This is a genomic window from Sphingomonas sp. Leaf37, assembly GCF_920939475.1.
GTDB lineage: Bacteria > Pseudomonadota > Alphaproteobacteria > Sphingomonadales > Sphingomonadaceae > Sphingomonas.
In genome coordinates this window covers 872,915-885,270 of sequence record NZ_CAKLAX010000002.1, presented here as the reverse complement: position 1 = coordinate 885,270, position 12,356 = coordinate 872,915, and the positions used below count along the sequence as shown (strand labels likewise).

Genomic DNA, 12,356 nt, shown 5'->3' with positions numbered 1-12,356 from the left:
TCGGTCCGCGTAGGGATCAGTGCCCCAAGCCGCCGATCTCCGCGGCCGAGAAACCCAGATCGGCGAGGGATGCCGCATCGTTTCTCACGTTCTCCATCGCGGGTGGCGTTGTGCCGCTGACCGAATAGCGTGGGGAGGGGGCGGGCTGGGTCACCCCGTTCGCTATCGTCATCGAGCGGCGATGATCGTTCTGAGGGTGGACGGCGGCTTCGTCGAAGCCCAGCACCGGCGTAACGCATGCGTCGCTCCCCGCGAAGGCCGCGACCCAGGCGTCGCGCGACCGGGTCAGGAAGCGGGCCGCCAGCGCATCGCGCATCTCCGGCCATGCGGCGGGATCGAACTGGTGGTCCCATAGCGGATCGTCCAGTCCCATCACCCGGCGGAGCGACGCATAGAACGCCGGCTCGATCGCGCCGACCGCAAGCCATCGCCCGTCCTGCGTCGTATAGGTGTCGTAGAAGGGGGCGCCGCCGTCGAGCAGGTTGGTGCCGCGCGCATCGCTCCACCGGCCCATAGCGCGAAAACCCCAGATCATGCTCGCCAGCAATGCGGAGCCTTCGGCCATTGCGGCGTCGACCACCTGACCCTCGCCGGTCCGCTGCGCGTGCAGCAGCGCGGCCAGCATGCCGAATGCCAGCAGCATGCCGCCACCGCCGAAATCGCCGATCAGGTTGATCGGCGGCGCAGGCTTTCCATCTGCCGTGCCAAGCGCATGAAGGGTGCCCGACAGAGCGATATAATTGATATCGTGGCCCGGATCCTGTGCCATCGGACCGTCCTGTCCCCAGCCGGTCATGCGACCGTAGACAAGGCGCGGATTGTCGCCGATCAGCAGGTCGGGACCCAGACCCAGCCGTTCCATGACGCCGGGACGAAACCCCTCGATCAGACCGTCCGCATCGGCGGCGATGCGGCGGACCGCAGCGATACCTTGCGGCGTTTTGAGGTCGAGCGCGATCGACCTGCGGGAGCGCAGCAGGGGGTCTCTGGCGGGATCGCTGAAACCAGGCTGCACGCCGCGATCGATGCGGATCACCTCCGCACCATGATCGGCCAACATCATGCCACAGAACGGTCCGGGCCCGATGCCCGCCATTTCGACGATGCGCAGGCCGGCGAGGGGCGGTGGTGCCAAGCGATCTCTCCCGTTTCGCCTGAAGCTAGCAGGCGATCCGTCGAACACAACAAAGGTTATGGTGCGCGTGCAGCTTGCCGCGCCGCGCCGTCAATCGCCCGAACCGAGGCGCGGCGCGGAACGATCCGTCGCCAAATCGGCATCCGAGAAGCGGATCGGTGTGCGCAGTCCTTTGATAGGTACGTTGTCCAGCACCATCGCGCGGGCGGCGATATGCGGATCGTTCAACGCCTGCGCTACCGAATTGATCGGACCGGCAGGCACACCTGCCGCGTCCAGCCGGGCAAGCAGATCGTCGCGCCGGAAGCGCCGGGTGGCCTGTGTGATCGCAGCGAACAGCGGCTCGCGATGTTCCAGACGCAGGGCATTGGTCGCGTAACGTGGGTCGGATGCGTCCAGATCGACGACCGCGCAGAAGCGGCGGAACTGGCCGTCGTTACCCACCGCAAGGATAAACCAGCCATCGGCAGTCTCGAACACGGCATAGGGGCAGACGTTGACATGCGAATTGCCGACGCGGGCCGGCGATACCCCGCTGGCGAAGTAATTCGCCGCCTGATTGGCCAGAACCCCGGTCATGGTGTCGAGCAGCGCCATGTCGATCTGCTGTCCGCGTCCCGTCCGCTCGCGCATTGCCAGCGCTGCCTGGATGGCGATCACCGCATACAGTCCGGTCGTGATATCGGCCATCGCGACGCCGATCTTCTGCGGCGCGCCGTCGGGATCGCCGGTCAGGTCCATCATCCCGCTCATGCCCTGAACGATGAAGTCGTAACCGGCCCGCGGGGCATAGGGGCCGTCCTGCCCGAAACCGGTGATCGAGCAATAGACGAGGCGCGGATTGACACCCGCAAGGCTGGCGTAATCCAGTCCGTATTTGGCGAGACCGCCGACCTTGAAGTTCTCGATCAGGACATCGGCGTCGGCGGCGAGCGCGCGGACGCGGGCCTGCCCTTCCGGCGTGGTGAAATCGATCACCAGCGAGGTCTTGCCCCGGTTGCACGCATGGAAATAGGCGGCGTCGCGCGTACCGTCGTCATTGTAGACGAACGGCGGTCCCCACGTCCGGGTGTCGTCCCCGGCCGGACTTTCGACCTTGATAACCTCCGCACCGAGATCGGCGAGCACCTGTCCCGCCCACGGACCGGCGAGAATACGCGCGAGTTCCAGAACCTTCAGGCCGGCGAGGGGGTGCGGCATCGCAGCGGGTTTCAGAACGCCGCGATGCCGGTAATCGCGCGACCGAGGATCAACGCATGCACGTCATGCGCGCCTTCATAGGTATTGACCGTCTCGAGATTCATGACGTGGCGCATGACCTGATATTCGCCCGAAATGCCGTTGCCACCGTGCATGTCGCGGCTGGTGCGGGCGATATCCAGCGCCTTGCCGACGTTGTTGCGCTTGATCATCGACACCATTTCCGGCGCGAACCGCCCCTCGTCCATCAGCCGGCCGACGCGTAGCGCCGCCTGCAGTCCGAGCGCGATGTCGGTTTCCATGTCCGCGAGCTTCTTCTGGTAGAGCTGGCGTCCGGCGAGCGGCGTGCCGAACTGCTTGCGATCGAGGCCATATTGGCGCGCGGCGTGGAAGCAGAATTCCGCCGCGCCCAGCGCGCCCCAGCTGATGCCGTAGCGGGCGCGGTTGAGGCAGCCGAAGGGTCCTTTCAGCCCCTCAACGTCCGGCAACAACGCGTCTTCGCCCAGTTCGACGTCCTCCATCACGATCATGCCGGTGATCGATGCACGCAGCGATAGCTTGCCCTCAATCTTGGGCGCCGACAGTCCCTTCAGCCCCTTGGTGAGCACGAAGCCGCGGATTGCGCCCCCGTGCGCGTCGGACTTGGCCCAAACGACAAATACGTCGGCAATCGGGGCATTCGAAATCCAGGTCTTGGTGCCGGACAGGACATAACCGCCCTCGACCTTGCGGGCGCGGGTGGTCATGGCGCCGGGATCCGAGCCTGCATCGGGCTCGGTCAGGCCGAAGCACCCGATATATTCGCCGCTCGCCAGCTTGGGCAGAAAGCCCTGCCTTTGCGCGTCCGATCCATAGGCGTAGATCGGATACATCACGAGGCTGGACTGCACGCTCATCATCGAACGATAGCCCGAATCGATGCGTTCCACCTCACGCGCAACCAGGCCATATGCCACGTAATTGGCGCCGACGCCGCCGAACTCCTCGGGAATCGTCGGCCCCAGCAGGCCCAGTTCGCCCATCTCGCGAAAGATTGCCGGATCGGTGTGCTCGTGCTGGAACGCCTCCACGATGCGCGGCGCCAGCCGATCCTGCGCATAGGCGCGCGCGGTGTCGCGGATCATCCGTTCGTCTTCGCTCAGCTGATCGTCGAGCAGGAACGGATCCGCCCAGTCGAACTTGCCCATGCCGGCCATCATCGTCTCCTTTTGAAGGTGCGGTACGGATGATCCGTGCATCCGGCAAGGGCGCCGACGCTACAGGCTGGTCCGGACGCCGAGCAATTCGGGGAAGAAGCGCTGTTCGACGACGCGGGCGAGGTACGGCACGCCCGCGGTGCCTCCGGTGCCGGTCTTGAAACCGATCACCCGCTCGACCGTCTTCAGATGGCCGAACCGCCACAGCTGGACGTGATATTCGAGGTCGACGAGCTTTTCGGCGAGTTCGTACAGGTCCCAATAGGCCGCGGGGTTGCCGTACACCGTCGCCCAGCACGCCTCGATCGACGGCGATGCCGCCGCGGTGCGCGTGAAATCTCGTTCCAGCCGGTCCGCCGACACCGGCAGTCCGCGCCGGTGTAGCAGTCGCAGCGCCTCATCGTAGATGCTGGGGCGGGCGAGTTCGTCGAGCAGCCGCTGCCGAACGTCGGCCTCTTCGAACACGTCGATCATGGCCGCGTTACGATTGCCCATGATGAATTCCAGCTGGCGATATTGATCCGACTGGAAACCCGAACTTTTGCCGAGGCTACCGCGCATGGCGGCATAATCGGCGGGTGTCATCGTCGCCAGCACCTCCCAGGACTGGATCAACTGCGTCTGGATCCGGCTCACCCGCGCCATCATCTTGAGCGCGGGCGGCAGGTCGTCCGCGGCGATACGATCACGTGCGGCATGCAGTTCGTGCAGGCACAGCTTCATCCACAATTCGGACGCCTGATGGATCGTCACGAACAGCAGTTCGTCGTGCACGTCGCTGAGCGGGCTCTGCAAAACGAGCAGTTCGGGCAGGCGCAGGTAGCTGCGATAGGTTACCGTCATTTCCCGAGCGTAGCGGATCGCGCATCAGGCTTCCAGCAACAGCGCCTCCAGCACGATTCCGTCGCCATCCGCTCCGCGGTGGCAGTGTGAGGCCACGATGTCCGCGACGATCAGGCCGGAAACCGCCAGTTCCTCTTCAGGTAACGCGGCCAGCCAGCCGTCGATCGCAGCGCCTTCGACCGTCAGCGTGCCGGACAGCCGATGCCCGGTAAAGGTGGCACTGGACCACGGTCGATCGGTGAAGACGATATGCTGCAAGGACAGGCCGAACCGGTTTGCACTGCCGGCAAGTGCACGCTTGAAACGGGCGAATGGATCGCGCTGGTGGATCATGCGGTTTCTCCGTCGATGAAGCGTTCGATTCGGGCTGCGGTGGTGGCGCCGATCGTCCGGCCGTTCATCATGTCGGTGACCAGCCGCGGATCGTTGATGGCAAGCCGGCCGAACTGGCTACGCGACATCTTGGTGTGGCGCAGATAGCGGTCGATCTTGATCAGCAGTGACATCGTTTCCCTCCGACTCCTCAGAACCTCGTTCACGATCTGTTCCCACATCTCCAACTTGTCTAGGAAAATTTCCTAGGCTATCGATCCGGTATGGAGACGGTGGATCCGCGTGCCCGTTTGCGGGATCTGGCTGCAGGGCGGGGGGACAGCCTGGCCGCGCTGTCGGCGATGCTGGGGCGCAATGCCGCCTATCTTCAGCAATTCGTAACGCGCGGGTCGCCGCGGCGGCTGGCGGCGGACGATCGACGGCGGCTGGCGGATTATTTTGGGGTCGACGAAGTCGCATTGGGGGCGGATGCCGGCCGACCTTCGTTCAGTCTGCCGCGGCTCGACATCGCGGTGTCCGCGGGTCCCGGTGCATACGTCGATGGCGAGATCGTGCTCGGCGCGGCGGAGCTCGACCCCGCGCTGGCAACGAGGCTCGGGCTGCGTGAGGGGGAGGCCGCGATCGTACGGGTGCGGGGCGATTCGATGGAGCCCGGGCTTGTTGACGGCGATCTGATCGTCGTCGACCGCGCACGCCGATCGCCCGATGCTCGCGGAGCTGTGTTCGTGGTGCGGATCGACGACACGGTTATGGTCAAACGCGTGATGCGAACGCCGCAAGAACTGAAGGTCATGAGCGATAATCCCGCGGCGTCACCGGTTCCGTCGGGTCGCGTCGAAATCGTCGGGAAGGTCGTCTGGCTGATGCGTCAGCCGCGCTGATCAGCGGCGGCTGTCCCGAAGCCAGATTGCGACCGCAGCAAGGCTGCCTATCACCAGTCCGCCGAGAAAGCCGATGGTCACCTGCCCCTGCATCAAACCGATGACGGCGCCGCCGATGCAACAGATCGCGATGAGGATGCCGCCCGCGGCGGAGGGGGGAGTGTCAGCCATGCCACGCCCCTGCCACGTCCCGCAGCGGGACGCCAGCGTCCCCGAATGGCACAATCGGGACGGCTCGAATAGCTGCCGGGCCGATGCGTTTACCATCGATCCCCCCGCAGGTGCGTAGATGCGGCGCCGTGGCACGAACTTTGTAAAAGACAGTGGTGCAGTGGTTCAGGAGTAACGCATGGTCCCGATGTATCTCGCCGACGCCGAACAGGTGGCAGAGGCCGCGGACCTGATCGCTGCATTCGGCGATCATGCACCGGTGGAAGCGGCGATCCGCGCCGGGCATATGCGCGATATCGGCAATTATCTGCGTTTTTGCCGTTGGCGGCAAACCGAGCGATTGATCGAGGTGCTGGCGTCGGAAGAAGCGATCGGAACGATCCACTGATGCGCGTCCGGATCACTCCGTCCGCCCGGATGTTCGGTCAGGTTCCCGGTTAGGGGACTGTCGCACGCGACACGGCCACGCTAACACGCGCCGATGGTATCGCGTGTGGGGTGGTTCGGGCTTGGCGCGACCGCTGTGCTTCTTTTCTGCGGACAGGCCACGGCGCAGACCTTGCCCGCGGAGTCGGTGCCGCTCGACCCCAACGCACCACTGGCGCCACTGCCGGATATCGGGGTCGCCTGGCCCGATCTGGGTGCCGACGCCGGAACGGAAGCGGTAACGCAGGCGATCGATGGCATCGCCGAGACGCGCTACGGCTGGCGGATCGAGGGTATCGACGCCGCGGAGACGGCGCTGCTACGCCAGCGGTTCGACGATCTGTCCACCCTGAATGCCAATGATGACGGAGCAGCGAATGCTGCGCAGCTGGACCGGCGGGCGCGTGAGGATGCGGACCTGCTCCAGACGCTCCTGCGTGGCGAAGGCTATTACGAGGCGCGGGTGACCACGCGGGTCGAACCGGGCGCCAAACCGCAGGTGGTGCTGCAGGCGGAACCCGGGACGTTGTACCGGTTTAAAGACGTGACGCTGGGCGGGATTGCCGCAGCGGGGGACAAGGCACCGGTTCTGCGCGAGGCCTTCGGCGTGAAGGCGCAAGACCCGGTCAACGCCGATGCGATCGTCGCCGGAGAGGCCCGACTGACAACGCGGATCGGGCAGGAGGGCTTTCCGTTCGCCGATGTCGGTGATCCACAGATCGTCGTCGATCATGCGACAAAGACCGCGACGCTCGATTTGGCCGTCGCGCCGGGATCGGAGCGACGGTTCGGGCAGGTGGTGGCTCTGCCCGGCAATCGCGTGTTTGATGCGCGTCACGTGCAGGAGATCGCCCGGTTCGCGCCGGGCGATCGCTACGACGCATCGTCGCTGGATGATCTGCGGCGGGCGTTGATCCAGACCAGTCTGGTGTCGACCGTGGTGGTCAAGCCGATCGAGGGTCGCGCGCCCGGGACGGTCGATATCGGTGTCAGGCTGGAACCCGCACCACCGCGCACGATCGCCGGCGAACTGGGCTATGGCACTGGTGAAGGCGCGCGCGCGGAGCTGAGCTGGACGCACCGCAATCTGTTTCCGCCGGAGGGGGCTTTGACCGTGCGCGGCGTGGCGGGAACGCGCGAGCAGCTCGGCAGTCTGGTATTCCGCCGCAACAACTTCGGCGGGCGCGACCGGGTGCTGACCGGGCAAGTCGCCGCCGCGCACGTCCGGCGCGACGCCTATGAGGCGAAGACATTCACCCTGTCTGCGACGCTCGAGCGACAGACGACGATCTTCTTCCAGAAGAAGTGGACATGGTCGCTGGGTGGCGAACTGCTGACGTCCGACGAAAGGGACGTGATCGCCGCGACGGGCGATCCGCGCCGGCGGACCTTCTATATCGCCGCGACGCCGACCAGCCTCAATTATGACGGATCGGACGATCTGCTCAACCCGACGCGCGGATTCCGGCTCGGCGGGCGGATCAGTCCGGAATTTTCGTTGCAGGGCGCCGCATTCGGCTATGGACGGGTGCAGGTCGACGGCAGCGCTTACCAGTCCGTCAGGAGTGGGCTGGTGCTGGCGGAGCGGGTGCGGCTCGGATCGATCCTGGGCGCCTCGCGTGACCGGATCGCACCGTCGCGGCGTTTCTATGCTGGTGGTGGCGCATCCGTGCGCGGCTATGGTTTTCAGGCGATCGGGCCGCGCGACATCAACAACGACCCGATCGGTGGGCGGAGCCTCGCCGAATTCTCGATCGAGGCGCGGGTAAAGACGTTCGGCAATTTCGGGATCGTGCCGTTTCTGGATGGCGGCACGATCTATACCAGCGCACTGCCGCGACTGAGCGACTTCCAGTACGGCGCGGGCGTGGGTGTGCGCTATTATTCCAATTTCGGCCCGATCCGTCTGGACGTCGGCACGCCGCTCAATCCGCAGCCGGGGGATAGCCGGATCGCCGTGTACGTGTCGCTTGGACAGGCGTTTTGACGCGCTGGCTGCGGCGCATCGCGATCGCTCTCGCCGCCTTGCTCGCGGTGTTCGCGGGCGCGCTGCTGATCGTAGACACCGACATCGGTCATCGCTGGGTCGCGGAACGCATCGGGGCGATCCGGACCGGTAACGGGCTGCGCTTCACCGTGGGGCGGATCGACGGGTCGTTGTACGACCGGACGGTATTGAAGGACGTCCGCGTCTACGATCTCGATGGCGTGCTCGTTCAGGCGCCGGCGGTGACGCTCGACTGGACGCCGTGGCTGTGGCTGCGGAACAGGCTGGAGATCGACGCAGTGACGATCCCGCAGGCGACGATGTTCCATGCGCCGCACACGCGCAAGACCGCGAAGCGAGGTCCGATCCTGCCCGATGTGGACATCCGCATCGGGCGACTGGCGATCGATCGGCTGGTGCTGGCGAAGCCTGTTCTGGGGACCGGGCGCGTCGGGCGGATCGCGGGATATGCCGATATCCGGCACGGGCGCGCGCTGGTGCGGCTCGATGCGCTGGTTGCGGGTTCCGACCGGCTGGCGTTGCGGATCGATGCCGAGCCGGATCGCGACACATTCGACGTGGACGTGCGTGCGGCGGGCTCGGCAGGTGGCGTGCTGGCCCGCAGTTTCGGGATCAACCGCGCACTGACGCTGGAGGTCGGCGGCGACGGCAGCTGGTCCAGGTGGCGCGGGAAGGCGATCGGGCGTGCCGGCGGCGTACGGGCGATCGACCTCGCGCTCGCGGCGGAGGCCGGGCGCTACACGCTGTCGGGACAGCTGGCGCCGGGCCGGCTTATCGGCGGATTGGCGCGACGCCTGGCAAGCCCGCAGCTGCTGGTGAACGGCAGCGCGACGTTTTTCGAACGGCGGCTGGCCGGGACCCTGTCGCTACGCAGCCCGGCGCTCGTGGCGGAGGTATCGGGCGCCGTCGATATGGGGACGAGCACGTTCCGCAATATGCGGGTGCGAGCGCGGTTGCTGCGGCCGGCGGCGGTCATCCCCACGATGAGCGGCAGTGGCGTCGAGCTGCGCGGCGTGCTGGATGGCGATATCGCGACGGCGCGATTCGATTATCGGCTGCGCGCGGACCGACTGACGATCGATAGAGCCGGCATGACCGCGGTCCGGCTGGCGGGCAGCGGGCGGCTGGGCCAGCGGGTGCTGGCAATGCCGGTGCGCTTCGCGGCGGCGGAGGTGACCGGCGTCGGGGCCGTTGCCGGCGGTATCCTGCGCAACCTCCGCCTCGACGGACCGCTGACGTTGCGAGGATCGCTGTTGACCGGCGACGCCCTGCGGCTGCGATCGGACAAACTGGCGGGCCGGATCATGCTGTCCGTCGATTTCGCCAGCGGCCGTTACGAGGTCGGGCTGAACGGCACGCTCAACCGGCTGTACATTAAGGGGCTCGGCGTCGTCGACCTGCGCAGCGAGCTTCGCGTGGTGCCGGGGACCGGCGGATGGGGCACACGGATCGTCGGGCGCGGCACGGTGCAGGTGGTTCGGCTCGACAATGGTTTCCTGCGCGGGCTAACCGGCGGATTGCCGCGGATCGTCACCGGGCTGGAGCGGACACCCGACGGCGTGCTGCACTTCGCCGACATGGTGCTGACATCGCCGCTGCTGAGCCTGCGCGGTGCTGGTCTGCGGCGGCAGGACGGCACGTTTCATATCGAGGCGGCCGGGCGACACGCGAAATACGGGCCGGTGACGGTCAGGCTGGACGGCAGGATCGACCGCCCGACGCTGGACCTGGTGTTCGCGCGACCGAACGATACGCTCGGCCTGTCGCAGGTGCGGGCGCATCTGGACCCGACGGCGCAAGGATTCCAGTGGCGTGCCGAGGGGGGATCTCGCCTGGGGCCGTTCGGGGCGACGGGATCGATCCTGCTCCTTCCGCCGGGCGTGGACGATATCATCCAGATCGACCGGCTCGCCGTCAGCGGCACGACCGCGTCCGGGCGGCTGGCGATCGTGACCGGTGGCTTCACCGGACGGCTCGGTGTCGCCGGCGGCGGGTTGTCCGGCGAGTTGCTGTTCCGGCCGGTTGGTAGCGTGCAGCGGATCGAGACGCATCTGGATGCCGCCAATGCCCAACTGGACGCGACGACGCTGCGCCGCGGGCATCTGGATGCGGTGATGCTGCTGGATCCGGCGGGAACGTCGATCGACGCGACCGCGACAGGCACCGGATTACGACAAGGCCGCCTCAACCTGGCACGGTTCGCCGGCAATGCGCGGCTCCGCGGAGGCGTGGGCGAAATGCGCGTGTCGATCGCGGGATCGCGCGGACGGGCGTTCGATATCCAGACGGTCGTGCAGGTTTCGCCCGATCGCTACGTCGTATCGGCGCAGGGAACGCTGGACCGCCGGCCGCTCAAGCTGTTGACCCCGGCCGAGATCGGGCGCGATGGCGACGGCTGGCGGCTGGAATCGACCAAGCTGTCGTTTGCGGGCGGCGAGGGTGCGGTGAGTGGACGGTTCGGCGGCGGGCGACTCGCGCTGCAAGCGTCGCTGACGCGGATGCCGCTGGCGATCCTCGACATCGGCTTTCCACGTCTCGGACTGAGCGGCACCGCGTCCGGCACCTTCGATTACGCCACCGCCGACGGGCAGGCACCGACCGGAAAAGCGAACCTGACCGTGCGGGGGCTGAGCCGGGCGGGGCTGGTGCTGTCGTCGCGCCCGATCGACGTGGGGTTGGCGGCGGCGCTATCGGCAGATCGGCTGGGCGTACGGGCGGTGATGGCATCGGGCGGCAAGACGATCGGGCGTGGGCAGGCGTTGTTGCGACCGCTGGGTACGGGCGATCTCGCCAACCGGATCGCGGCGGCGCCACTGTTCGCGCAACTGCGCTATCAAGGGCCGGCAGACACGCTATGGCGTCTGACCGGAGTGGAATTGTTCGACCTGTCAGGGCCGGTCGCGATCGGTGCGGACGTCAGCGGTCGGATCGGTGCACCGGTGATCCGCGGTGTGTTGCAGGCCAGCAACGCGCGCATCGAGAGTGCCAACACCGGCACCGTCCTCACCAACGTGCAGGCGAGCGGGCGGTTCGGCGGATCGCGTCTGCAGATCGATCGCTTCGCCGCCGATGCAGGCAAGGGTGGGCGGGTGACCGGCAGCGGCGGGTTCGACTTCGCGGCGGCGCATGGCATCGGCATCGATATCCGGCTGGCCGCCGACCGTGCGGTGATGATCAATCGCGATGACATCGGTGCGACCGTGACGGGGCCGTTGACCTTTACCTCCGACGGCAGCGGCGGAAGGATCGCAGGCGAACTGGTGCTCAACCGCAGCCGTTACCGGTTGGGGCAGGCGACCGCAGCGAGTGCGGTGCCGCGACTCAATATCCGCGAGATCAACCTCCCCGATGGCGGCGAGGAGGATGAGACGCCCATCGCTCCATGGACGCTGGCGATCAAGGCGAGAGCGGCGGACAAGGTGATCGTCAGCGGATTGGGCCTGTCCAGTGAATGGTCCGCCGATCTTGCCATCGCCGGCCAGCCGGCGAACCCGGCGATCACCGGGCAGGCGACATTGGTGCGCGGCGATTATGAATTCGCCGGTCGCAAGTTCGGTCTGACCCGCGGCGTGATCCGGTTCGCCGGGGAAGTGCCCGCCAATCCGGCGCTGGATATCGAGGCGAATGCCGATTCGACCGGTCTCAGCGCGTCGATCCGGGTGACCGGTACCGCGCTGAAGCCCGAAATCGGCTTTTCCAGCGTGCCGGCATTGCCCGAGGACGAGTTGCTGTCGCGGTTGCTGTTCGGCACCTCCATCACGCGGCTGTCGGCCCCGGAGGCGTTACAACTGGCGGCGGCGGTGGCGGCGTTGCAGGATGGCGGCAACGGTCTGAATCCGATCAATGCGGTGCGGCGCGCGGCGGGGCTGGACCGGCTCCGCATCCTGCCTGCCGATCCGCAGACCGGGCAGGGCACATCGATCGCGGCGGGCAAGTTCGTGACGCGGCGGCTGTATGCCGAGATCGTGACCGACGGGCAGGGCTATTCCGCGACCCAGGTGGAGTTCCAGGTGACGCGGTGGCTGTCGCTATTGTCGAGCATCTCGACGCTGGGGCGGCAGAGCGCCAACGTCCGGGTGTCGAAGGACTATTGAAGGCGAGGCGATCGCAGGTCGCTCTACTCTACACCCGGTGTCGCGGCGGAAGCTGGCAGCTATATAGGC

At 66.7% G+C, this 12,356-nt stretch carries 11 protein-coding genes; 4 read left to right on the top strand and 7 right to left on the bottom strand.

The features are described from left to right. Positions 1 to 16 precede the first annotated feature (16 nt). From LRA87_RS09605 to LRA87_RS09580, 6 genes are all read right to left on the bottom strand, one after another. Positions 17 to 1,135 (bottom strand): CaiB/BaiF CoA transferase family protein, encoded by a 1,119-nt coding sequence (locus LRA87_RS09605; protein ID WP_268934846.1) that lies wholly within the window; start codon positions 1,133 to 1,135, stop codon positions 17 to 19. Between the two features lie 90 nt (positions 1,136 to 1,225). Continuing rightward, the gene (locus LRA87_RS09600; protein WP_230631131.1) at positions 1,226 to 2,335 is read right to left on the bottom strand and encodes a CaiB/BaiF CoA transferase family protein; all 1,110 of its coding nucleotides are present in this window, start codon (positions 2,333 to 2,335) and stop codon (positions 1,226 to 1,228) included. A gap of 11 nt (positions 2,336 to 2,346) precedes the next feature. Beyond that, on the bottom strand, positions 2,347 to 3,531 hold the full coding sequence (locus tag LRA87_RS09595) for an acyl-CoA dehydrogenase (RefSeq protein ID WP_230631227.1): 1,185 nt from the start codon (positions 3,529 to 3,531) through the stop codon (positions 2,347 to 2,349). Between the two features lie 60 nt (positions 3,532 to 3,591). Further along, positions 3,592 to 4,374 carry a tryptophan 2,3-dioxygenase gene (locus LRA87_RS09590; protein WP_230631130.1) on the bottom strand — a complete coding sequence of 261 codons (783 nt, stop codon included), beginning with the start codon at positions 4,372 to 4,374 and terminating at the stop codon, positions 3,592 to 3,594. 24 nt (positions 4,375 to 4,398) lie between these two features. Further along, on the bottom strand, positions 4,399 to 4,707 hold the full coding sequence (locus tag LRA87_RS09585) for a hypothetical protein (protein ID WP_230631129.1): 309 nt from the start codon (positions 4,705 to 4,707) through the stop codon (positions 4,399 to 4,401). Further along, complete coding sequence (locus LRA87_RS09580; RefSeq protein ID WP_230631128.1) at positions 4,704 to 4,880, bottom strand: hypothetical protein; 177 nt, start codon at positions 4,878 to 4,880, stop codon at positions 4,704 to 4,706. Before LRA87_RS09580 ends, LRA87_RS09585 begins: the two co-directional genes overlap by 4 nt. Before the next feature lie 90 nt (positions 4,881 to 4,970). On the opposite strand from LRA87_RS09580, the gene LRA87_RS09575 reads away from it, so the two are divergent. After that, positions 4,971 to 5,588, top strand: a complete 618-nt coding sequence (locus LRA87_RS09575) for a S24 family peptidase (protein ID WP_230631127.1) — start codon at positions 4,971 to 4,973, stop codon at positions 5,586 to 5,588. Here LRA87_RS09575 and LRA87_RS09570 read toward each other — a convergent pair whose 3' ends face one another. Then, complete coding sequence (locus LRA87_RS09570; protein ID WP_230631126.1) at positions 5,589 to 5,759, bottom strand: hypothetical protein; 171 nt, start codon at positions 5,757 to 5,759, stop codon at positions 5,589 to 5,591. A 178-nt stretch (positions 5,760 to 5,937) separates the two neighbouring features. Here LRA87_RS09570 and LRA87_RS09565 point away from each other — a divergent pair, with 178 nt between their 5' ends. The 3 genes from LRA87_RS09565 (at position 5,938) to LRA87_RS09555 (ending at position 12,287) form a co-directional block, all read left to right on the top strand. Beyond that, positions 5,938 to 6,147 (top strand): hypothetical protein, encoded by a 210-nt coding sequence (locus tag LRA87_RS09565; protein WP_230631125.1) that lies wholly within the window; start codon positions 5,938 to 5,940, stop codon positions 6,145 to 6,147. A 93-nt stretch (positions 6,148 to 6,240) separates the two neighbouring features. Further along, the gene (locus LRA87_RS09560; protein WP_230631124.1) at positions 6,241 to 8,172 is read left to right on the top strand and encodes an autotransporter assembly complex protein TamA; all 1,932 of its coding nucleotides are present in this window, start codon (positions 6,241 to 6,243) and stop codon (positions 8,170 to 8,172) included. Then, on the top strand, positions 8,169 to 12,287 hold the full coding sequence (locus LRA87_RS09555) for a translocation/assembly module TamB domain-containing protein (RefSeq protein ID WP_230631123.1): 4,119 nt from the start codon (positions 8,169 to 8,171) through the stop codon (positions 12,285 to 12,287). Before LRA87_RS09560 ends, LRA87_RS09555 begins: the two co-directional genes overlap by 4 nt. Positions 12,288 to 12,356 lie beyond the last annotated feature (69 nt).